Here is a 22,712-nt window from a genome sequence, read left to right on the forward strand (position 1 = left end):
TTGCGGCGGCCAGTACCCATAGTGGCCGGGCAAACCGCCGTTGCGGCCGGAATCGGTAAGCTTAAGCCACCATGACCCCTGAATATCCGGAAAACACCACGGCCGGCGACCCGGTTGCTGATCCCACCACCCACATCAAGGTAGACGGCTTCGACAGCCACGTCCCTGAAATCATCGATCTCGACACTCCCCGCGAGGGCGTACCACTGGTCATCGATACCCACGCAGGTCTGGAGCGTTGCGCAGCCGCCATCGCCGCCGGAACAGGACCGGCAGGAGTCGACGCAGAACGCGCGTCCGGCTTCCGCTACGGACAGCGGGCTTTTCTCGTACAGATCCGGCGCGAAGGTGCCGGAACCTGGCTGATCGACCCCGAGCCCTTCGACAACCTGGACATCATCAACGACGCCCTTCGCGGCGTCGAATGGATCCTTCACGCGGCATCACAGGACCTTCCCTGTCTCTCGGAGCTCGGCATGTGGCCGGACAAACTCTTTGATACCGAACTTGCTGCCCGCCTCGCCGGACTCCCCCGGGTGGGCCTTGCCGCCGTCATTGAACAACTCCTGGGATTCGGCCTCGCGAAAGAACACTCCGCGGCCGACTGGTCCACTCGCCCCTTGCCGGAACCCTGGTTGCGTTATGCGGCCCTTGACGTCGAAGTCCTCGCCGAACTGCGCGAGGAACTCATGGAGCTGCTGGAGGCGGACGGCAAGCTTGAATACGCTGAACAGGAGTTTGCAGGCATTCTCGCCGCGGGACTCCCTGCTCCGCGTGTAGAACCCTGGCGGAAGACCTCCGGCCTCCACCAGATACGGGACCGCCGCCAGCTGGCAGCCGTACGCGAACTGTGGCTGGAGCGGGACCAGCTGGCACGCAAACGCGACGTAGCGCCCGGCCGGCTCATCCCCGACTCAGCCTTGGTGGCCGCAGCCAAAGCCATGCCTACCACGGTGCCCCAGCTACTGGCCACCAAAGGCTTCCATGGCCGATCGGCGCAGAGGGAGGCCCCGCGCTGGCTTCGCTGCATCACCAGTGCCCGGACCGTGGCGGATCTCCCACCGCTGCATCTACCCACCAACGCGCCCCCGCCTCCCCGTGTCTGGGCTGACCGGGATCCTGAGGCTGCAGCACGCCTTGCAACCGCCAGGCCGGCCCTGCAGGCAAAGGCCGATGAACTGAAGCTTCCGGTGGAGAACCTCCTGACGCCGGATTACTTGCGCCGGGTTGCCTGGCGGCCTCCGGCTGATGTTTCCCTGGAGTCCGTTGCCGCAGAGCTGCGATCCCTTGGTGCTCGTGAGTGGCAGATCTCCTTCGCCGCTCCGATACTCACCGAAGCGTCCTTGAATCCGGCTCCACTTCCCGCCAAAGAGTCAAAGGCGAAGGAAGCCCCAGCGTCCAAGGACACGCAATCTTCCAGCAGTGTCGGCTAAATCCGCCTACGTTGAGGCCTGTCACCCGAACCATGGTTCGCGGTGGCAGGCCTTTCGCGTCTCCGGGAGCAAGGACACCGCACGCGTCCCGGGCCTTGCCAGCTAAGTTACCCACGAGTAACATTGCATAAATGCCAGCCGAAGGTCCCCCAATGCGGGATTCGGCGCCATGTCTCAACGAGGAGTTATTACATGAGTCCATCACGCAGTGCTCAGAGGAACGTCCGCGACGTCGTGTTCGTGGACGGTGTCCGCACACCCTTCGGCAAGGCCGGCGAAAAAGGCATCTATGCGGGCACCCGCGCCGATGACCTCGTGGTGAAGTGCATCCGCGAACTGATGCGGAGGAACCCCTCACTGCCCGCAGACCGGATCGACGAGGTCGCCATTGCTGCCACCACCCAAACCGGGGACCAGGGCCTCACCATCGGCCGCACAGCGGCTCTGCTGGCCGGACTCCCCCGCACCGTACCCGGCTTCGCCATCGACCGGATGTGCGCGGGCGCCATGACGGCAGTCACGACGACGGCGAGCGGCATCGGCTTCGGCGCCTACGACGTCGTCATCGCAGGCGGTGTGGAGCACATGGGCAACCACCCCATGGGCGCAGGCGCCGATCCCAATCCGCGGTTCATGTCCGAGCGACTGGTGGACCCCGCAGCGTTGAACATGGGCAACACGGCCGAGAACCTGCATGACCGCTTCCCTGCGATCACCAAGGACCGCACGGACTCCTACGCAGCGGCCTCGCAGGCCAAGCTCGCCACCGCGTACTCCAAGGAACAGATCCAGCATGACCTCGTGCCGGTAGCTACGATGAAGCCGGGCCAGGGATGGGCGCTGCACACCACAGACGAACCGCCGCGGCCCGGCACCACAGTTGCTGACCTCGCCGAACTGCGTACCCCCTTCCGCGCCCATGGTCGCGTGACCGCGGGCAACGCCGCAGGATTGAACGACGGCGCCACCGCCGCGGTTCTCGCTTCAGCAGAAGCCGCAGAAGAACTGGGCCTCACCGTCAAGATGCGCCTCGTCTCCTACGCTTTCGCCGGCGTCGAACCCGAGGTCATGGGCATCGGTCCCGTACCCGCTACTGAGAAGGCACTCAAGAACGCGGGCCTGGGCATCGAAGACATCGGCCTCTTCGAGATCAACGAAGCCTTCGCCGTCCAGGTCCTCAGCTTCCTGGACCACTTCGGAATCGCCGATGACGATCCCAGGGTCAACCGCTATGGCGGGGCGATCGCCGTCGGACATCCCCTTGCTTCCTCCGGAGTCCGGCTCATGAACCAGCTTGCGCGACAGTTCGAGGAAGATCATTCGGTTCGCTACGGCATTACTACCATGTGCATCGGTTTGGGCATGGGCGCCACGGTGATCTGGGAGAACCCGCACCATGCCGCCTACGAATCGTTTACCGCTGACCAGGACATCACAGCCACCATCGAAGGAGCCGCCGCATGAGCGCCGCCGAATTCCAGAAGCTCGCCGCACTTTTTCCTGACGAAGTCATCACCCACTCCTATGTGCAGGACATCCAGCTGCCTGGCGGGGCCGGGACCTTCGCACTGATCACCTTGGACAACGGCCTGGACCACTCCAAGCCCACGACTCTGGGCCCCAACACGCTGGTTGAACTCGGCGGTGTTTTGGGAAAGCTCAAGGAGCGCGCCTCCCGGGGAGAAATTGTTGGAGTCGGCGTCACGGGAAAGCCCTACTTCCTGGTGGCAGGTGCAGACCTGTCGGCGGTGAAAACACTGAAGGAACGCGAGCATGGGCTCTGGATGGCACAGCTTGGCCACGCCGTTTACAGCACCCTGGCGGATCTGGGCGTTCCGAGCTTCGCCTTCATCAACGGCCTTGCCCTGGGCGGCGGGCTGGAGATCGCCCTGCAGTCCACGTACAGGACCGTCTCCACGGGCGCCGGTGCCCTGGCCCTCCCTGAAGCTTTCATCGGCCTGATACCGGGTTGGGGTGGCGTCTACATCCTTCCGCGCCTCATCGGCCCCGAGAACGCCGTCAAGGTGATGATCGAGAATCCCCTCAGCAACAACCGGACGCTCACTGGGCCGCAGGCGTTCGAGCTCGGCGTGGCTGATGCCATGTTCGAGCCGGCCGACTTCGTGGAGCAGTCGCTCGCGTGGGCTGCACGGGTCATTTCCGGCGATGTAACGCCTGAGAGAAAGAACTCCGTCGACCCCGCCGACGAAGCAGTTTCGGGCCGATGGGCAGCGGCCGTCACCGCAGGACGGGCCTTCGTGGAGTCCAAGACGTCCAACGCTTCCCCTGCCCCGGCAAAGGTCCTGGACGTCATGGAAGCCAACCGCACCATGACCCAAGCCGAGTCCGCTGAACTCGAGTGCGGGACCCTCGCAGGACTCATGCAGACCGACGAATTCCGTTCCACTGTTTACGCGTTCCTGGACCTCGTGCAGAAGCGCTCCAAACGGCCCGCAGGCGCCCCTGACCGCAAGCTGGCCCGCCCGGTCACCAAGATCGGTGTAGTGGGCGCAGGGCTCATGGCCAGCCAGCTGGCACTGCTGTTCGCCAGGCAGCTGAAAGTCCCCGTGGTGATGACGGACATCGATCAGGCACGGGTGGACAAGGGTGTCGCGTACGTCCACGCCGAAATCGACAAGATGCAAGCGAAGAAGCGCATCAATCAGGACTCCGCCAACAGGACCAAAGCACTCATTACGGGTTCGGTTTCCAAAGAAGCCTTCGCCGACGCCGACTTCGTCATCGAAGCAGTTTTCGAAGAACTGCACGTCAAGAAGCAAGTCTTCGCCGAGGTTGAAGAGATCGTTTCTCCCGAGTGCATCCTGGCGACGAACACGTCCTCCTTGTCAGTCATCGCCATGGCCGAAGATTTGAAGCACCCCGAACGGCTCGTGGGCTTCCACTTCTTCAACCCCGTGGCCGTCATGCCGCTCTTGGAGATCGTTCGGGCACCAAAAACGGATGACGCCGTCCTGGCTACAGCATTCGAACTGGCCAAGGGACTTAAGAAGACTGCCGTTCTGGTCAAGGATGCTGCGGCCTTCGTGGTCAACCGCATCCTGCTCCGCCTCATGGGTGAAGTCATCGCAGCCTTCGACGAAGGAACTCCGGCGGAGGTGGCAGACAGTGCCCTGCGTCCCATGGGACTGCCGATGTCGCCGTTCACCTTGAGCGCCATGGTTGGCCTGCCTGTCGCCCAACATGTCCAGGAGTCCCTGCACGCGGCGTTCGGCGACCGGTTCCCCGTCTCGCAGAACCTGCAGAAACTCATCGACAACGGCGTGAAGAGCCTCTGGGTGCCCGGTCCTGACGGGACTCCTGTCATCCCGGCAGAAACGCTGGCCATCATGTCCTTCGGCAACACCCCGTCCACCGGTGAGGAAGTCCTTCGGCGAACCCAGGATGCCCTGGCCGAGGAGATCGGGCTGATGCTCCAAGAGGGCGTCGTGGCCGGTCCGGAAGACATCGACCTTTGCGTCATCATGGGCGCCGGGTGGCCTATGTTCCTGGGCGGTATTACTCCGTACTTGGACCGGGTTGGCGCCTCCGAGCGGGTTAACGGCAAACGCTTCCTCGCCCCTGGCGTTGCATCCGCACCTGCCTAGCCCTGAGTGCACGTAAAAAGGTGGGCCGTGGCCGGAGCAATTGCTCCGGCCACGGCCCGCCTTCTTGTGTGCTGACTAGAAGAGCGCAACTTTCGGTGCCCGTGGAAAGATCTCATCCAATTCCCCGCGGTCCTCCTGCGTGGGAACCCAGCACACGGCTTCGGCATTCTCGCGGATCTGCTCCGGGCGCGTGGCACCGGCGATGACGCTGCTGACGCCCGGCTGCGCGGCCAACCAGGAGAAAGCCAACTGAAGCTCGCTGATGTCACGCTCCTTGGCGAACTGGCCGAATCGGCCAAGCTGTTCCCAGTCGGCGTCGTGGACCAGGTTGGTGCGGGTGTGGCTCAACCGCGAGCCCTGCGGAGCTTTCCCCGCAGAGTACTTGCCGGTGAGCAACCCGTTGGCCAAGGGGAAGTACGGCAGGACTCCCAAGGAGAACGCTCCTGCGGCGGGAAGAACTTCGAGTTCGGCGCGCCGGTCCAGGAGGTTGTAGTGGTTCTGCGTCGAGATGAAGCGGACGCCACCTGCTGGTGATTGTCGTGCAACATACTCAGCCTCGGCGATCTGCCACCCGGCGAAGTTCGAATGGCCGATGTAGCGCACCTTCCCGCTGGACACCAGGTCACCCAACGCTGCAAGGGTTTCCTCGATGGGAGTCCGCGGGTCCGGAGTGTGGAACTGGTAGAGGTCGATCCAGTCGGTATCCAGGCGGCGGAGGGAGGCTTCGACGGCTTTTACGATGTACCTGCGGGATCCCCGGGCATCGAAGTCGTTGCCGTTGACTCCGCGCATGTCCATACCAAATTTGGTGCCGATGACCACGTCATCGCGGCGGCCCTTGAGCGCCTTGCCCAGCATCACTTCGCTCAGGCCGGGCTCACGACCATAGACATCGGCGACGTCGAAAAAGGTTACCCCGGCATCAATCGCAGCGTGGACAACAGCGTCCGTGCCTTCCTGGGACTCCGTGGGGGTACTGGCCCGGCCCAGGTTGTTGCAGCCCAGCCCTACAGCTGAGACGGTCAGTCCGGAATGGCCAAGGCGTCGGTATTCAGTCATGAATTCAGCCTATACGGGACGCCAGGCACAGGTGGTCACCCAAGGCAACAAACGCCACGCCGCTAATGGGTCCCGTAAGAGATCCCGGATTCCTCCATGGCGTCCTCAAGTTGCGCCAGCGCGACCGGTCCCATGCCATGGAGCTTGGAAAGTTCCACCTCGCCGAACTCGGCCAACTGTTCCAGCGTCTCTATGCCCTCATGGGCCAAGGCCCGCTTAGCCGGCGCGGCGAGACCTTTTGGCAGCGGCGTATGTCCGGGCCAGTTGCTCTTGGACGACATGGAGATCCCTCCTGATGCGTTGGGTGCTACTTAGAGAGTAAAGCCCACACCCTGCTTGGGCGAGTGCTTCACGCGGAATGCCGTGGGGTCGCTGTGCGGCGCCGCTGCCACCGTGAGCTTGGTGAAGTCCAGATCCTCACCACGGACACAGATCTTGATGGCATTCACTGCCTTGTTGACGTCCGGGCAGAGGCAGAAGATGTTCAGATGGCCGTTGCCGATCTCCGAACGGTCTACAATGCCCAAGCCACGCCACGCAAGCTCACCAGTGAGTGCGGCTTTGGCCTTCCGCTCAAGATGCCGGTCCCGTTCTGTGCCATCCTTGGTTTTCAAGGCAATCTGGGCCACTACCCAGAACTGTTCGGACTCGGGAATTTCGGCGTAACCGTCTTCCTCGCATTGGGCAGCGAAAGCAGCCATCAGGCCATCCACAGCGGATTCGTCATCGACATCCGCTTCGTCCGTCTTGCTTTGGTGGCCCACTACACCATGGTTGACCACGAACTGCTGGTCTTCGTCGTCGTACCAAGCCTCCCGGAAGTGAAGTACTCCTTCGTCGTCGCGTTTGTACGCGCGGATGATGCCGCTCATGCTCGTCCTTTCCTGAACCACTCGGCGCTGGTGCTGGTGGCTCCATTGACGTCGAAAGGTGCTCTCATGGTGTCCACTGCCTCAAGGAGTGCTGCGCACTCTGCGCGAATAGCGTCCACCGTTTGTTGCGGATAGCCCATGGCCATCCGATGATGCTCAAATTCATCTTCATCGTCCACGAACACCCCATGCAGGGTGGACCGGATGACATCCAGGTCCATGTCGATCATGTGGAACTCGGTGACACCGGGTTTGAGGGCATTCCAGTCGTGGCCCGTGGCCAGGTCAATGTAGATCCTGAAGTCACCCGGATAGCTGTCGTCATAGAACGTGGCCACAAACTCACCGGCCCGAGGGACCAGCAGGACGGCGTCAGAGGCCGTATAGAAAGCCGCGCCAGGGCGTGCGCAAAACTCTCCGGCCCCTTGAAATATCGACCAACCGTGAATGTCCTCACCCAAGTAGCGGCCGGGCACCACCCAGTGGGCTTTGCCGTCCCACTTCCTGTTCCTCGACACCACGAGGTCGCCGGGCTGCAATGCGCCCGGCACGCGCTGGTCCGTCACAGGGTTGGCAGGCTGCCGGTGGTGGGGTGTTCCTGGCCCGGGAGGGGCCTGGCAAAGGGGACTTTTGTCCCCAAAACCTGGGCTACGACGTCGTGGGTTATCTTCTGAGCGGTGAGTCCTACGCGTTCCAGGACCTGGCTGCGGGAACCGTGCACCAGGAACTCTACGGGAAGGCCAACTTCGTTCAAGGCCGTATCCACGCCGGCGGCCCGCATCTCCTGCCGTATACGGGAGCCCACGCCACCTGCCCGAACGCCGTCTTCGATGCAGATCACCAGCCGGTGACGGGCGGCAAGCGCGATGATCGATTTCCGGACGGGAAGGACCCAGCGCGGGTCCACCACCGTGGAACTGATGCCTTGGGCGCCCAAACGGGTAGCGACATCGAGTGCGAGTTCGGACATGGCGCCGACGCTGACAATCAGGACATCGTTTTCGGTGGAGCCCTCCGGGCGCCGGGTGAGGATGTCCACGCCGTCGTGGAGGCGCTCAATAGCCTCGATTTCGGATCCGACACTGCCCTTGGAGAACCGCACCACAGTAGGGGCATCGTTGATGGCGACAGCCTCACGCAGTTCTTCCCGGAGACGGGTGGCATCGCGGGGAGCCGCCAGATGAAGTCCGGGGACGATTTGGACCATCGCCATGTCCCACATTCCGTGGTGGCTGGGCCCATCCGGACCCGTGACGCCCGCACGGTCCAGCACGATCGTGACACCGGCCTTGTGCAGGGCCACGTCCATGAGGAGCTGGTCAAAGGCCCGGTTCAGGAAGGTCGCGTAAACGGCAACCACCGGGTGGAGGCCGCCGAAGGCCATACCTGCCGCGGAGGTCAGCGCATGCTGTTCCGCAATGCCGACGTCAATCACCCGCTCCGGATGGCGTTCAGCAAACTTGTGCAAGCCCACAGGGATGAGCATGGCGCCTGTGATTCCCACGATGTCCGGGCGCTCGTCGGCGATATCCGCGATTTCTTCGGCGAACACCGAGGTCCAGGACCTGGCACCCGGCATTTCCGTGGGCTCCCCTGTTTCAGGGTCAATGATGCCTACGGCATGGAACTGGTCTGCTTCGTTGGCCAGGGCCGGAGCATAACCATGGCCCTTTTCCGTCATGGCGTGCACAATGACGGGTCCACCGTAAGCCTTGGCGGTGTTGAGCGCATGCTCCATGGCTTGAAGGTTATGACCGTCCACAGGGCCTATGTACTTCATGCCCAGGTCCTCGAACATACCCTGCGGGGCCCACCAATCCTTGATGCCCTTCTTCATGGCGTGCAGGCTCTTATAGGTGAACTGACCGGCCGGGCCGCCGTCCTGGAGCCTCTTCTTCCACCAGTCCAGCATCCGCTCATAGGCGGGAGTGGTGCGAAGGGAGTCGATGGTAGGACGCAATGATGCAAGGTAATCGGCAAAACCGCCAACAGTGGGAGCGTAGGAGCGCCCGTTGTCATTGACAACGATCACCACGCGACGCCGTTTGTCGGCAGCAATGTTGTTGATGGCCTCCCATGCCATGCCGCCGGTCAGCGCGCCATCGCCAACTACGGCCACGACGTACCTGTCCCCCTCGCCGGTCAACTGCCGGGCGCGCGAGATGCCGTCTGCCCAGGACAGGGAGGACGAAGCATGGGAACTTTCCACGATGTCGTGCTCGGACTCGGCGCGGTCCGGATAGCCCGACAGGCCTCCTTGCTGGCGAAGCGTAGTGAAGTCCTGGCGTCCCGTGAGCAGCTTGTGCACATAGGACTGATGCCCGGTATCGAAGACGACGCTATCCCGCGGGGATTCGAAATTCCGGTGGACAGCGAGCGTGAGTTCAACAACGCCCAGGTTGGGACCAAGGTGTCCACCCGTTGCGGCTACGTTGGTGATCAGGAATTCCCTGATTTCGCCGGCCAGTTGTTCCAGCTCGGTGCCGGACAGTTTGGCCAGGTCCCGTGGATCCTTGACGGTTTCCAAAAGTCCCAACGGCCCTCCTTAGGGTGAATGACGTGCTTGTTAACTCTAGCGCGTGCCCGGGCCCCCGCGTTGCGCTACGCATTCGAGCCCCGGGATTGTTCTTCCTGGACGCGCCCGGCAAGCTCCCGGGACGCCAACAGCCCCGGCTGGTCGGACGACCAGCCGGGGCTGAACGGTTGTGAATCAGCTGGAAACCAGCCGGTTCATTATGCCGAGATCTGGCGCAGAACGTACTGCAGGATGCCACCGTTGCGGTAGTAGTCCGCTTCACCCGGGGTATCGATGCGCAGGACAGCGTCGAAGGACTTAGCAGTTCCATCTTCGGCCGTGGCGGTCACCTTGAGCGTCTTCGGCGTAGTGCCGTTGTTGAGCTCGGTGACTCCCTCCACTGCGAAGGTTTCCGTACCGGTCAGGCCCAAGGTTGCTGCGGACTCTCCGGCAGGGAACTGCAACGGAAGAACGCCCATGCCGATGAGGTTGGAGCGGTGGATGCGCTCGTAGCTTTCAGCAATAACGGCCTTGACGCCCAGGAGCGCCGTACCCTTGGCTGCCCAGTCACGGGACGAACCGGAACCATATTCCTTGCCTGCCAGGACAACCAGCGGCGTTCCTGCTGCCTGGTAGTTCTGGGCTGCGTCGTAAACGTAAGCCTGCGGAGCACCCTCCTGGCTGAAGTCGCGGGTGAAGCCACCTTCAACGTTGTCCAGGAGCTGGTTCTTGATGCGGATGTTGGCAAACGTACCGCGGATCATGACTTCGTGGTTGCCACGGCGTGAACCGTAGGAGTTGAAGTCCTTGCGCTCCACACCGTTGGCCAGGAGGTACTGGCCCGCAGGGGTGTCCGACTTGAAGGAACCTGCCGGGGAGATGTGGTCCGTGGTGACGGAATCACCAAGCTTCAGGAGCACGCGGGCGCCCGAGATGTCCTTGACGGGATCCGGCTGGGCCTTCATACCCTCGAAGTACGGGGGCTTCCGCACGTACGTGGAGTCTTCGGCCCAAGCGAAGGTGTCACCGGCCGGGGTGTCGAGTGCCTTCCAGCGATCGTCGCCGTCGAAGACGCCCTCGTAACCCTTGGCGAACATGGCCTCGTCGATGGAGGAGTCGATGACTTCCTGCACCTCGGTGGGGTTCGGCCAGATGTCCTTCAGGAAGACCTCGTTGCCCTCGGAGTCAGTGCCCAGGGCATCGGTGTCAAAGTCGAAGTCCATGGAGCCGGCCAGGGCGTAAGCGATGACCAATGGCGGGGAAGCCAGGTAGTTCATCTTCACGTCCGGGTTAATACGGCCTTCGAAGTTGCGGTTACCGGAGAGAACTGCGGTGACCGAGAGATCGTTGGCCTGGATTGCCTCGGAGATTTCCGGCTCAAGAGGGCCGGAGTTACCAATGCAGGTGGCACAGCCGTAACCCACGATGTAGAAGCCAAGCTTCTCAAGGTAAGGGGTCAGACCGGACTTTTCGTAGTAGTCCGTGACGACCTTCGAGCCGGGGGCAACGGATGTCTTGACCCACGGCTTGGAGGTCAGGCCCTTGTCCACGGCGTTGCGTGCAAGCAGGGCCGCAGCCAGCATGACCGACGGGTTGGACGTGTTGGTGCAGGACGTGATCGAAGCGATCGACACTGCGCCGTGGTCAAGCTCGAACTCGCGGCCATCGGCAGTGGTGACCTTGACCGGTGAAGACGGGCGGCCGTTCGCACCGTTGGCGGCCGAGTAAACGCGGTCGGTCTCCGTGGTGTGTGAATCAGCGTGCGTGAAGGAGGGCGCGTCCGAAGCCGGGAAGGATTCGTCCAGTGCCTCGTCTACGCTGCCGTCTTCGATGGCGACGTAGTTGTGGATGTCCTTGCGGAACTGTTCCTTGGCATCCGTGAGCTCGATGCGGTCCTGCGGACGCTTCGGGCCTGAGATGGAAGGAACTACCGTGGACAGGTCCAGCTCGAGGAACTCGGAGAAGCGCAGTTCGCGGGAGGGATCGTGCCAGAGGCCCTGTTCCTTGCTGTAGGCCTCCACGAGGGCAACATTTGCCTCGGAACGGCCGGTCAGGCGCAGGTAGTCCAAAGTGACGTCATCGATCGGGAACATGGCAGCCGTGGAACCGAATTCCGGGCTCATGTTACCGATGGTGGCGCGGTTGGCCAGCGGCACAGCGGCCACGCCTTCACCGTAGAACTCAACGAACTTGCCAACAACACCGTGCTTGCGCAGCATTTCGGTGATGGTGAGCACCACGTCAGTAGCGGTAGCGCCAGCGGGGATGCTGCCCTTGAGCTTGAAGCCCACAACGCGGGGAATCAGCATGGAGACGGGCTGGCCGAGCATTGCAGCTTCGGCTTCGATACCGCCAACGCCCCAACCCAGGATGCCCAGGCCGTTGACCATGGTGGTGTGCGAGTCGGTGCCAACACAGGTGTCGGGGTAGGCCCGGACAACGCCGTCTACCTCGCGGGTCATGACGGTGCGTGCCAGGTACTCGATGTTGACCTGGTGGACGATGCCGGTTCCCGGGGGAACTACCTTGAAGTCATCAAAGGCGGTCTGGCCCCAGCGAAGGAACTGGTAGCGCTCACCGTTGCGCTGGTATTCGATCTCCATGTTGCGCTCCAGCGCGCCCGAGTTTCCGAAGGCGTCGATCTGGACGGAGTGGTCGATGACCATTTCTGCAGGCGCCAACGGGTTGACGCGCTTGGGGTCACCGCCGAGCTCCTTGACGGCTTCACGCATGGTAGCCAGGTCAACGACGCAGGGAACGCCAGTGAAGTCCTGCATGATGACTCGGGCGGGGGTGAACTGGATTTCCGTGTCGGGCTCCGCATTGGGATCCCAACCGGCCAGGGCGCGGACATGGTCAGCCGTAATATTGGCGCCATCCTCAGTCCGCAGGAGGTTTTCAAGCAATACCTTAAGGCTGAACGGAAGGCTGTCTGCGCCCTCTACGGAGTTCAACCGGAAAATTTCATAGTCGGTGCCGGCTACATTCAGTACGCCTTTGGAACCGAAGCTGTCCACAGTGCTCATGGCAGGACTCCTCTCGCAACAGTTTCATCTTTGTCGCGTGGTTGGCCGCTAGCCAGTTAGGCGCACCTTACTTAGCCGGGCGGCATCTCTCTTGGTCACCCCGCTCCGCGGCGATGATCTCTGCGGTCCGGGGCTACTGCTGCCATCGTAGTGGCATACTCCGGCGTTGCGTCACTGATCAGGCGCCGCGATCGAAACTGCAGGTTCCTCCTTCTGCACCATGGCAGTCGGGCGGCTGGCGGCTAGGCAGCGGGGACGATCAGCCCTACCGTTTCCAAGTGATGGGTGTTCGGGTACAGATCGAAGGCCCGCAGCGACTCGAGTCGCCAACCACCTTGATGGAAGTAACCCAGATCACGCGCGAAGGATGCCGGATCACACGACACATAGGCGATTGCACGCGGTCCGGTGGCCATCAATTGCTTGACCACGGCCTTGCCCGCTCCGGCGCGTGGTGGATCCAGTACCAAAGAGTCGAAGCTGCGGGCGCGTTGATGCAGGACCCGCTCAACACGTCCTTGCACGATTTCGACTTGGGCTTCACCATGCAGGTTCTTGCGGGCATCACGGCTGGTTCCCGGCGCGCCTTCCACGGAAAGCACCGAACCGGTCACTCCGACGGCGTCCGCCAACGGTGCCGTAAACAGGCCGGCACCGGCGTACAGGTCCGCGACTGCGGCGCCGGGCTGTAAGTACCCGCCCTTGGAGAGATAGCCCGTCACAGCGTTCACCAGCGTCTCCGGGGCGTCCTTGTGGATCTGCCAGAAACCCTCGCCGGTGACCCGGTACTCGTGGCTGGCTGCCGTTTCCTGCACCCAGGTCCTCCCCCTTAGCTGCAGAACCTCGCCCTTGCCCGGATCGAAGCTCGCAACCGACACGTCATGCGGCAACTGCGAGACGATGCTGTGCAATCTCTTGGGACTCGTGGATTCTTCCGGGGCCAGCAGGATCAGGGCCCGCGAACCGTTGGCAGGCACCGCGACTTCCACACGGGCGATGCCGGACAAGTCAAGGTCCCAAAGCTTCAGCTCGTTGAGGCCCGCAACCGCCAACGGCATTTCCTTGACGGGAAGCACTACGTCAGAGCGGTGGGCATGCATGCCCAACCGGCCTTTGGGGGTCACCGTGAAGCTGGCGCGCGTGCGCCAGCCGAGTCCGTCGTCGTGATTGTCTCCAACAGCTTCCACCTCGGTGGCCAGGTCCAGGCCGGCGAGCCGCTTGAGTTGTTCGGCCAACACTTCGGCCTTCAACGCCCGTTGCCGCTGCAAGGAAATATGTCCGAGCTCGGCGCCGCCCACCGGCGGAGTACCGCGGCTCCATGAGCCCAGCGAATCGGCCTGCTTCCAAAAATGCGGAACGCGGTCCGGCGAGGCCTCCAAGACCTCGACGACGTCGGCCCTCCAGAAGCGCGACGAGTCACCGGAGTCGGTCAACCGGATACGGACCTTCTCTCCCGGGATGGCATGCCTGACGAAGATGACGCGCCCTTCGTGCCGGGCGACGAAGTGCCCTCCGTGGGCGATGGGGCCAACGCCCACCACCAGCTCGGTGCCGGGCACGCCCTGGCCGTCGCCGTATTCTGCGTTCTGGGAATTGTTGTGGGGGGTCATTGGGTATCCTGCAGTGCCTTTGCTTCTTCGGACGACTTCAGCTGCCACGGAACGCTGGCAACCATGACTCCGGGTTCGAAATGGAGCCTTGTCTTGATTCTGAGTGCTGTTTGGTTGTGGACCAGCTGCTCCCACCATTTGCCCACCACATATTCGGGGATGTACACCACGATCAGGTCCCGCGGTGAGTCGCGGCGCATGTTCTTGATGTAGTCCATGATGGGCGTGACGGTTTCACGGTAGGGACTGGCCAAAACGGTCAGGGGAATGGGAATCTCAAGCTTCTCCCAATCCCGGACGGTCTGCGCTGTCTCGTCCGGGCTGATGTCCACAGTGACGGCGTCCAAGCGTGACGGCCTGGACGCCCTTGCGTAGGCCAGAGCCCGAAGGACCGGCTTACGCACGTGCGAAACAAGGAGAACCGCGTGGACCCTGGTGGGAAGTGCGCGGGGCGAGGAATCCTCATCCACGGCCAACTCCCTGGCCACATTGTCATAGTGGGCACGGATGCTCCACATGATGAGGAAGAGAACAAACATGGCGAGCAGCGCTATCCAGGCGCCCTGTTCGAACTTGGTGATGAGGACAATGACAAGGACCAAAGCCGTCATCCCGAAGCCCAGCATATTGATGGTCCGCGACTTGATGATGCGCCGGCGGACAGCTTTGTCCCGGGCGAGTTTCAGTTCGCGGCCCCAGTGCCGGATCATGCCAAGCTGGCTGGCCGTGAAAGAGATGAAGACGCCCACAATGTACAGCTGGATCAGCTTGGTGACATCTGCGTTGAACGCGAGAATCAGGACCAGCGCCCCGGCTGCCAGCGCCAGGACGCCATTGCTGAACGCGAGCCTGTCGCCGCGCGTGCGGAGTTGTCGTGGCAAGTATCCGTCCTGGGCGAGGATCGAACCCAGCACGGGGAAGCCGTTGAATGCCGTGTTGGAAGCGAATACCAGGATGACGCCCGTGGCCGCAACAACGACGTAGAAAAGTACGGAGCCGGACCCGAAAATGGTGTCGGCAATCTGGCTGATGGCAGGAGTCTGGATATATCCCTCGGGCAGCGGCTTGCCGTCCACCAGGAACTCGCGCGCCGGATCCAGCACGATGTGCACCTTGGTGGCGTTGGCCAGGTAGAGGATGCCTGCCAGCATGGATGCCGCGATGACCCCGAGCAGCAGCAACGTGGTGGCCGCGTTCTTGCTCTTCGGCTTCTTGAAATTCGGCACCCCGTTGCTGATTGCTTCGACACCGGTCAGCGCGGCCGCGCCAGATGAAAAGGCACGCAGAAGCAGGAAGGCCCCTGCCAGCCCTACCAGGCCCTCATCGAATCCAGGCTCAGGGACGATGGTGAAGTTGGCGGACGGAGCCTCCCCCAACGTTCCGGTGGCTGCTTGGAATATGCCCACAGCAGTCATGCCAAGGATGGAGGCCATGAAGATGTACGTCGGGACGGCAAACAGCGTCCCCGCTTCCTTGACTCCGCGGAGATTGACCAGAGCCAGGATAATCACGCCGATAGTGGCAATCAGTGCCTGCTGGCCATGCAATGCCGGGATGGCGGTGGTCAGATAGGTTGCTGCTGATGACATGGAAACAGCCACTGTCAGTACGTAATCCACCAGCAAGGCGGAGGCGACAGTGAGCCCGGCGTACTTGCCGAGGTTGACGTTGGCGATCTCGTAGTCGCCTCCGCCGGACGGATACGCGTGCACGTTCTGACGGTAGGAGGCCACTACTGTGAGCAACACCACCATGACAGCGAGGCCCACGAGCGGGGAGAAGGCCACGGCGCTCACTCCTGCAAGGGCGAGCGTCAGCAGGATTTCGTCCGGGGCATAAGCCACTGAGGACAGGGCATCCGAGGCGAAGATCGGCAAAGCGATGCGTTTGGGCAACAAGGTGTGGGACAGGCGGTCGTTCCTGACCGGACGCCCCACCAACACCCGCTTCGCGGCATTCAAAATTGTCAGCACTCCGCAAAGCTACTCTGAATCACCAGGGATGTCATGACGGTTGTCGCGGGCTTACCCGCGGTGCACCGGTAAAGTCGTACCGAGCGGGATGGACAACACACATAAGGAGACACGGTGGCTCACTTCGTGATCATGGGTTGCGGCCGTGTTGGCGCAACCCTGGCACACACTTTGGAGGATGCCGGCCACTCGGTGGCCATCATCGACCAGGACGAGCGGGCCTTCCGCCGGCTCCGCAATACCTTCACGGGGCGCAAAGTCACCGGAGTCGGGTTTGATCGGGACACCCTGAAGCAAGCCGGAGTGGAAGAGGCCTACGCCTTTGCCGCCGTTTCCAGCGGTGACAATTCGAACATCCTTGCCACGCGCGTAGCCCGCGAGACATTCCATGTTGCCCACGTGGTGGCACGCATCTACGATCCCGGCCGCGCCGAAATCTACCAGCGGCTCGGCATCCCCACGGTGGCAGCCGTTCGCTGGAGCGCTGACCAGGTACTTCGGCGCATACTGCCCGAGCAGCATCTCGCCGGCGACTATCGCGAGCCGTCAGGGCGTCTGGTGCTGGCCGAAGTGGATCTGCACGAGGATTGGATCGGACACAGCATGGACTCCATCGAGTCCGCAGCCGGCATCCGCATTGCTTACCTCACCAGGTTTGGCGAAGGCCTGTTGCCCCAAGCCGGCACCGCATACCAGGAGGGTGATACCGTCCACGCGATGGTCAGCCTGGACAGAACGTCCGAGATCAGCCGGATTCTCGCCAAAGCACCCGCCAAGGAGTCTTAGTGAAAGTTGTCATTGTTGGCGCAGGCAGCGTCGGCTCGTCCATTGCGCGTGAGCTGCTGGCCCACAAACACGAAATTCTCCTTATCGACCTGAAACCCGAAGTCATTGGACGCAGCGGGCTTCGAGGTGCCCGTTGGCTGGTGGGCGATGCCTGCGAACTCAGCACGCTGCAGGACGCCAAACTTGAGGATGCCGACGTCGTGGTTTCCGCCACAGGTGACGACAAGGTAAATCTGGTGGTATCGCTGCTCGCCAAGACAGAGTTCGGTGTGGGGCGCACCGTAGGGCGCGTCAACAACCCCAAGAACGACTGGATGTTCAATGACTCCTGGGGGGTGGACGTTGCCGTCAACACCCCGCAGCTCATGACAGCCCTCGTGGAAGAGGCTGTTGAAATCGGCGACATCGTGCGTTTGCTGACCCTTCAGACAGGGGTGGCCTCGATCGTGGAGTTCACCGTTCCGCACGATTCGCACGTCATTGGCAGCACGGTGGGCGGTATCGACTGGCCGGATGACGCGACGTTGGTTGCCATCCTGCGCGACCACGCACCCATCACCCCCACACGTGATGACGTCCTGGACGGCGGTGACGAACTCTTCTTCGTCACCACCATTGCAGCGGAGGACGGCCTAAGGGCGCTGTTGTCGCCCGGTTCCGACGACGGCCAGGAACCCCGTGGCGATGCCGCCGAGGCAGCCGATCAATCAGCTGAGGACGACGGCTTCGACGGCTGAGATGCGGCCTCCTGAACACCAGGCTTGGTGACCAGCCAGGCCACCCAGAGGCCCAGGATGTACAGTGGAGCGCCCATCAGCAGCCTGGTGGTAGCCAAGGCTGTCAGCCCGGGCTCTCCCATGAAGTACAACGGCACCTGAACCACCAGGCGGAGGCCGAGCACCGCCACCACGATCCAGGTACCCAAGCTGTAGGCGCGGAGCCGCTCGGCATCCTTCCGCCACTCAAGGCCTTCATTGCGAACGAAGCCAAACAGCAGCCCCGCAACCGGCCACTTGAGCACTATGGAAAGAACCATGCCGGCGATGTAGGCGATGTTGGTGAAGAACCCAAGGACGTAGAAGTCCTCAGCCTTACCGGTGGTATTGGCCAACCAAGCGGAAATGCCGACACCCACCACGCCGGCCAACGCCTGCGTCAAGGGGCGCCGTTGGATCAGGCGCACCACGGTGAAGATGGCGGCAGCAGCCAGCGCTGCGATAAGGGAGATTGTGAGATCGCGGGTGACGGTAAACGTCACCAGGAAGACCAGTCCGGGAAGGATGCTCTCGGCGATACCTTGGGCACCGCCTGCTGTCTTCAGCATGTCCACGTGCCCCGCACTGTTCCTGTGGAGTCCGGCCTTTTCGGCATAACCGGCGGCAAGGTCCGAGACACTGGGTTTATCCGGACCGGGTCCGGCCGCGCCGGGCCGTGCGGCGCCGGGCCGTGCGGCGCCGGGCTTGGCCGCGCCGGGCAGCGAAACTTCATCCTCAGGGGGCGTCGGGCGCCCTGTGTCCTTCGGTTCTGATCCGTTGGCCACGGTCATAGGTGCTCCTGACGGGAAAGTATTTCGTATCTGGGATTGAACATGGCCGGAAGGCCGTCAACCTGGGTCACCATGCCGTTCAAGCGAAGTTCCACTCCGGCTTCAATACCGGGAACCCGAGTCCTGCCCAGCCAGATGACGCGAAGGCGGTCATAGGGCTTCCCGGCTCCCCCGGCGGGGCGCTGATCCCCGGGGCGCAGGGTATCTACCACCACAGCCGAGAAGAACGGCTGCTCGCTGGGCGGCTGATGGGTCACGGATTCGATGAAACCGGTACATGCAGCCCTGCCCCGCGCAGGAAGATCACGAACTCCCTGCCCAGGCCTCCGACCGGATATTCCGCCGTGCCCGGAGGAATCAACCAATCTGGGTAATCTCCGGCCCTCGCTCCGGCTGCTGCATTGCGGGCTCCTCCGGGGGAACGGTACCTTGGGTAGCGCCCGCCTGCCCCGGGACCGCAGCATCCTTGGGTAGCCGCAGCTGCAGCAGTTCGCGGGGAGGCATGGGATTCTCGCCACGGACCACCACGACCTTGCGGAAGAGATCCTCCAGTCCGGCGGCGGCATCACGCTCCAAGGCAGCCCGCCCACCAAGGACTCCCCGGAGGAACCAGCGAGGTCCATCCACGCCCATGAAGCGGGCGGCACGGAAACCTCGGCTGCCGTCAGCCGCCTCAGCGGGCAGTTTGGCCACCAGTTCCGTCCCGAACGCCCCGGCCACCTCTTCGGTTTCTCCGCCCTGGCTCGCCACGGACTGGTTGATCTGTTCGCGGATTTCGTCCCAAAGACCTTCGGAACGGGGCGCCGCAAACGCCTGGAGCTGCAGGCTGGAACCGTTGAGGTCCATGGTGACTGCGACCACGCGTTGGGTGGCTTCCTCCACTTCAAGCCGCAACTGGAGGCCTTCGGCCGGCGCGATCAGCAGTGCACCGAGGTCAACATAGCCATCGCGGCTCTCGATCTCGTCTATATCCAAAGGACCTTTACCGAGGCGAAAGTCACCGGTTGCGCCAGCCCCCCCTGGTTCGGAAATCAGTGCCTCGGCACCGGACTCATCGACGGTACCGGCGGTTTCCGACCGCTCGTCCTTGGACTTCTTGCCGCGCCCAAAAAGCATTGGGTTTTCTCCTTAGTAGTGGTCTATCCCCAAGTAAACCGCAACCACGCTAAACCTCGCTAAACCGCGCAAATGCGTCAAGCGTTGGCGTGCTGCTCACGCCAGGTTCAGTAGTTTCTCAGGCCTTCGGTCCATTGAAACCACCCGTGGACCCGAAGCCGCCGGTACCCCGAACGGAATCGGACAGTTGGTCAACGGTCACGAACTGCGCGTATTCGACGCGCTGAATCACCATTTGTGCAATTCTATCGCCGCGCTTGAGGTCGATGGCACTTTTTTGGTCGGTGTTCAGAAGCGTGACTGCGATTTCGCCGCGGTAGCCCGCGTCCACAGTGCCGGGAGCATTGACCACCGTGAGTCCGTGCTTGGTGGCCAGTCCGGAGCGGGGGTGGATCAGTGCCACGAATCCGTCCGGAAGCGCAATCGAGACACCGGTTGGAACGAGTTTCCGTTCCCCGGGAGCGAGGTGCACATCCTCCCGGGCGCGGAGATCGGCGCCCGCATCGCCGGGGTGCGCGTAGGACGGGACTTCCAACCCGGCATCGAGCATTTTCAGCTGCACCTCCAGAGTGGGTGCGCCGTACGCTCTTGTGGTTTCGCTGCTGCCCGCGACTGCGGACGTGGCGTCTGTACTGAATACTGCGGTCTCGTTGCTCACAATGGTCCATTCTACTTGGAGCTGATCCTCCCCTGCCGGTCAAGCCAGGTCCAACCGGGCCAGGGGGCGACGCCCGCAGCCAAGGCCCGATAAGCTGGTCTCATGCCTACGCCTGACCAGTCTTCCCCCATGCCTGCCCGAAACTCGTCTTTGGAGATCCTGTACACCGAGAAGCTGTGGCCGTCCGTGTGGATCTGGGTTGTGGTTGTTGGCCTCTCAGCGGCAGGCGTCCTCATGTTTGGCCCCATCAGCGCGGCCGCCGGCATCATCGCCGCCTTGGTTCTGCTGGCCATCATGGTCATCATGTTGGTGCTCTCGACGCCCACCATCACTGTCACCGCTGACACGGTCACGGTGGGACGGGCGAGCATCGACCGCAAATTCATAGGCTCTGTTCAAGCATTCAAGAAAGCCGAAGCCACCGCTGAACGTGGCCCCCGCCTGAACGGACTCGCTTATATGTGCTTCCGCGGGTGGATCGACGCGGTGGTCAGGATTGAGATCACGGACCCGGCAGACCGGACCCCCTACTGGTTGGCGTCCTCCCGCCGGCCTGACGAGCTCGTTTCAGCACTTACAACGCCACGAAGCTAGAGCTCCTAGCTTTCACACTCAGTGCAGTACTGGTGTCCGCCCCGTTCCGCAGCTATCTGTGACCTGTGCTTAACCAGGAAACAGTTAAAGCATGTGAATTCGTCAGGCTGGGGTGGCATCACCTGGATGAGGAGCTCCTCCCCGGAGAGGTCCGCGCCCGGCAACTCAAAGCCGTCAGCAAGATCCGTCTCATCGACGTCCACCGCTGCGGACTGCTTCCCCGACTGGCGCGTCTTCAGCTCTTCCAGTGAATCCTCGCTGACGTCTTCCTCGGTCTTTCGAGGGGCATCGTAATCCGTGGCCATGGTCCTTCGTCGTCCTCCATACCTGTTCCTGGTTGGAAACCGGAGTGCAGGAACTTTCCTGCCTCCGGCTTAAGGGTGCAAACGCCGGACGCCCCGGATTTGTGCCCGATCTCGGCCAGATTGTCCTCCCCCGTGCCTGAAATGTCCATAGGCCCCCTTTTCCTTGGAAATTGCACGGCACGCCCTTTGTCCTAGTAGGAAAAGGCCTCCGCGGGTGGCAGAGTTTCGAATGTCAGTTATGCCATGTGGTGGAGGGTGTTATGCAGGATCTACGACTGGTAGGCGTCCACGACGACGGCGGGCATCTGCTCTTGAGCGGCCCCGGTGGTGCGATGTTCCAGCTTCCGATCGACGAAGCCTTAAGGGCCGCGGCGAGCCGCACCCCTGCCCAGGTGGCCGCACGCGCCTCCAACACGGCAATTGCCATGTCGCCCCGCGATATCCAGGCCCGGATCCGCAGCGGAGCCACGGCCACGGAGGTCGCCGAACTGTCCGGCCTCCCCCTGGCCAATGTCCAACGCTACGAGGGCCCTGTGCTTGCTGAGCGTGAGTACGTAGTGCGGCAGGCCCGAAACATCGAAGTCGCCTCCCCTGCGCCCGGGCACGACATCTACCGCTCGGCTTTCGGTGACAACCCGGCCACTCTGGGCGAGATGGTTGACTACCGGCTTTCAGCACACGGTATTGATTCCTCCACAGTGGATTGGGACTCTTGGCGGCGCCCGGACGGTACCTGGATCGTCGTCGCACGCTTTGATACTCTCCCCGGCGCCCACGGAAGCATCGGCGAAGAACCGCCCGCCATGTGGACATTCAGTCCGCAGCGCAAGTCGCTTCATAACGCCAACCGTTGGGCCCAGCAACTCAGCGAACTGGAGCCTCTGGACGGCCCCGTCCCCGCCAGGCGGCTTGCTGCCGTCTCGGATAGGCCGTTCGACTTCGAGACCGATGCCGAGACAGCAGCACGTGCCTCTGCCAAAGAATCAGACAGCCTCCTCGAAATGCTCCGCTCGCGGCGTGGCCAACGCCTCGGCGTGGACGAAGACGGCGATGATGCTTTGGCTGTCTTGCTGAGCAATGTTCCTGCAGCGCACCCGCGGCCGGGCGAGGAAATCGAAGAGGCCGATCACAACGCCGGCTTGGACGTGGAGCCAGCGGCTCCCGCCGTCGACGAGCCTTCACGCAAAGACGGACGCCCATCGATGTTGTCGCGGCTGAGCCTGGCTCCGCGGCACTTTGAGCCACAGGACGACGACGGCGACGACTCACTAAGGCTCCACGACGGCGTCAGCACAGACACACGTGAAATAACGGTGGTAGCAAGCCCGCTTCGGCCTGTGACTTCCCTTGCCGGGCGCAAACCTGCGGGGCTTGACGAACTCCTGGGCGGCAGCGGCAGCGGGCAACCCCGGGCAGAGGGCGGTTCCGTTGCATCATCCGGCAACGAGGCCCCTCGGGACGAGACCCCGGCGGAGGACCATAGCGACCCCGTCGTGGGCAAGGAAGCTGATGCCCCCGCGGAACGCCAGCCCTCCCGCCCCAAACGGTCCAGTATCCCGAGCTGGGACGAGATTGTCTTTGGGGCACGTGGCGACTAGATGAGTAAGTCCTATT

General features: G+C 62.7%; 20 protein-coding genes. 7 read left to right on the plus strand and 13 right to left on the minus strand.

What is annotated here, in order from left to right:
• Positions 1-71: 71 nt before the first annotated feature.
• The 3 genes from ACLRGI_RS17340 (at position 72) to ACLRGI_RS17350 (ending at position 5,038) form a co-directional block, all read left to right on the plus strand.
• Positions 72-1,433, plus strand: a complete 1,362-nt coding sequence (locus ACLRGI_RS17340) for an HRDC domain-containing protein (protein ID WP_419202805.1) — start codon at positions 72-74, stop codon at positions 1,431-1,433.
• A gap of 192 nt (positions 1,434-1,625) precedes the next feature.
• Positions 1,626-2,897, plus strand: coding sequence for a thiolase family protein (locus ACLRGI_RS17345; RefSeq protein WP_419202806.1), 1,272 nt, complete (start codon positions 1,626-1,628; stop codon positions 2,895-2,897).
• On the plus strand, positions 2,894-5,038 hold the full coding sequence (locus ACLRGI_RS17350) for a 3-hydroxyacyl-CoA dehydrogenase NAD-binding domain-containing protein (RefSeq protein WP_419202807.1): 2,145 nt from the start codon (positions 2,894-2,896) through the stop codon (positions 5,036-5,038). Before ACLRGI_RS17345 ends, ACLRGI_RS17350 begins: the two co-directional genes overlap by 4 nt.
• A 75-nt stretch (positions 5,039-5,113) precedes the next feature.
• Here ACLRGI_RS17350 and ACLRGI_RS17355 read toward each other — a convergent pair whose 3' ends face one another.
• From ACLRGI_RS17355 to ACLRGI_RS17390, 8 genes are all read right to left on the minus strand, one after another.
• Entirely contained in the window at positions 5,114-6,097 is a 984-nt protein-coding gene (locus tag ACLRGI_RS17355) for an aldo/keto reductase (protein ID WP_419202808.1), read from the minus strand.
• Positions 6,098-6,159: 62 nt separating this feature from the next.
• A complete protein-coding gene (locus ACLRGI_RS17360) occupies positions 6,160-6,378 on the minus strand; it encodes a helix-hairpin-helix domain-containing protein (RefSeq protein WP_419202809.1) in 219 nt (72 codons plus the stop codon).
• Positions 6,379-6,408: 30 nt separating this feature from the next.
• Positions 6,409-6,969 (minus strand): hypothetical protein, encoded by a 561-nt coding sequence (locus tag ACLRGI_RS17365; RefSeq protein ID WP_419202810.1) that lies wholly within the window; start codon positions 6,967-6,969, stop codon positions 6,409-6,411.
• Positions 6,966-7,535, minus strand: a complete 570-nt coding sequence (locus ACLRGI_RS17370) for a DUF402 domain-containing protein (protein WP_419202811.1) — start codon at positions 7,533-7,535, stop codon at positions 6,966-6,968. The genes ACLRGI_RS17365 and ACLRGI_RS17370 overlap by 4 nt, the downstream gene beginning before the upstream one ends.
• Complete coding sequence (gene dxs, locus ACLRGI_RS17375) at positions 7,532-9,505, minus strand: 1-deoxy-D-xylulose-5-phosphate synthase (protein ID WP_419202812.1); 1,974 nt, start codon at positions 9,503-9,505, stop codon at positions 7,532-7,534. The genes ACLRGI_RS17370 and dxs overlap by 4 nt, the downstream gene beginning before the upstream one ends.
• Positions 9,506-9,702: 197 nt before the next feature.
• Positions 9,703-12,510: an aconitate hydratase gene (locus ACLRGI_RS17380; protein ID WP_419202813.1), complete on the minus strand. Its 2,808-nt coding sequence runs from the start codon at positions 12,508-12,510 to the stop codon at positions 9,703-9,705.
• Between the two features lie 242 nt (positions 12,511-12,752).
• Positions 12,753-14,120, minus strand: a complete 1,368-nt coding sequence (locus ACLRGI_RS17385; RefSeq protein WP_419202814.1) for a class I SAM-dependent RNA methyltransferase — start codon at positions 14,118-14,120, stop codon at positions 12,753-12,755.
• A complete protein-coding gene (locus tag ACLRGI_RS17390) occupies positions 14,117-16,093 on the minus strand; it encodes an APC family permease (protein ID WP_419202815.1) in 1,977 nt (658 codons plus the stop codon). The genes ACLRGI_RS17385 and ACLRGI_RS17390 overlap by 4 nt, the downstream gene beginning before the upstream one ends.
• A gap of 114 nt (positions 16,094-16,207) precedes the next feature.
• Between ACLRGI_RS17390 and ACLRGI_RS17395 the strand changes: the two genes are divergently transcribed.
• Both ACLRGI_RS17395 and ACLRGI_RS17400 read left to right on the plus strand, forming a co-directional pair.
• Positions 16,208-16,879 (plus strand): potassium channel family protein, encoded by a 672-nt coding sequence (locus ACLRGI_RS17395; protein ID WP_419202816.1) that lies wholly within the window; start codon positions 16,208-16,210, stop codon positions 16,877-16,879.
• Positions 16,879-17,616, plus strand: coding sequence for a potassium channel family protein (locus tag ACLRGI_RS17400; protein ID WP_419202817.1), 738 nt, complete (start codon positions 16,879-16,881; stop codon positions 17,614-17,616). The genes ACLRGI_RS17395 and ACLRGI_RS17400 overlap by 1 nt, the downstream gene beginning before the upstream one ends.
• Here ACLRGI_RS17400 and ACLRGI_RS17405 read toward each other — a convergent pair.
• From ACLRGI_RS17405 to dut, 4 genes are all read right to left on the minus strand, one after another.
• Positions 17,583-18,425: a DUF3159 domain-containing protein gene (locus tag ACLRGI_RS17405; RefSeq protein WP_419202818.1), complete on the minus strand. Its 843-nt coding sequence runs from the start codon at positions 18,423-18,425 to the stop codon at positions 17,583-17,585. The two genes, ACLRGI_RS17400 and ACLRGI_RS17405, sit on opposite strands and share 34 nt — an antisense overlap.
• The gene (locus ACLRGI_RS17410) at positions 18,422-18,682 is read right to left on the minus strand and encodes a hypothetical protein (RefSeq protein ID WP_419202819.1); all 261 of its coding nucleotides are present in this window, start codon (positions 18,680-18,682) and stop codon (positions 18,422-18,424) included. The genes ACLRGI_RS17405 and ACLRGI_RS17410 overlap by 4 nt, the downstream gene beginning before the upstream one ends.
• A gap of 100 nt (positions 18,683-18,782) precedes the next feature.
• Positions 18,783-19,541 (minus strand): DUF3710 domain-containing protein, encoded by a 759-nt coding sequence (locus ACLRGI_RS17415; RefSeq protein ID WP_419202820.1) that lies wholly within the window; start codon positions 19,539-19,541, stop codon positions 18,783-18,785.
• 118 nt (positions 19,542-19,659) lie between these two features.
• Positions 19,660-20,199 (minus strand): dUTP diphosphatase, encoded by a 540-nt coding sequence (gene dut, locus ACLRGI_RS17420; protein WP_419202821.1) that lies wholly within the window; start codon positions 20,197-20,199, stop codon positions 19,660-19,662.
• 129 nt (positions 20,200-20,328) lie between these two features.
• Here dut and ACLRGI_RS17425 point away from each other — a divergent pair, with 129 nt between their 5' ends.
• Positions 20,329-20,793, plus strand: coding sequence for a DUF3093 domain-containing protein (locus ACLRGI_RS17425; protein ID WP_419202824.1), 465 nt, complete (start codon positions 20,329-20,331; stop codon positions 20,791-20,793).
• Between the two features lie 5 nt (positions 20,794-20,798).
• On the opposite strand, the gene ACLRGI_RS17430 is transcribed toward ACLRGI_RS17425, so the two are convergent.
• Positions 20,799-21,098: a DUF4193 domain-containing protein gene (locus ACLRGI_RS17430; protein WP_419202822.1), complete on the minus strand. Its 300-nt coding sequence runs from the start codon at positions 21,096-21,098 to the stop codon at positions 20,799-20,801.
• Positions 21,099-21,358: 260 nt separating this feature from the next.
• Here ACLRGI_RS17430 and sepH point away from each other — a divergent pair, with 260 nt between their 5' ends.
• Positions 21,359-22,696: a septation protein SepH gene (gene sepH, locus ACLRGI_RS17435; RefSeq protein ID WP_419202823.1), complete on the plus strand. Its 1,338-nt coding sequence runs from the start codon at positions 21,359-21,361 to the stop codon at positions 22,694-22,696.
• The last annotated feature ends 16 nt before the right edge of the window (positions 22,697-22,712 follow it).

Origin of the sequence: Paenarthrobacter sp. PPS72 (assembly GCF_048537125.1) — a bacterium.
GTDB classification, from domain to species: Bacteria; Actinomycetota; Actinomycetes; order Actinomycetales; family Micrococcaceae; genus Arthrobacter; species Arthrobacter nitroguajacolicus_E.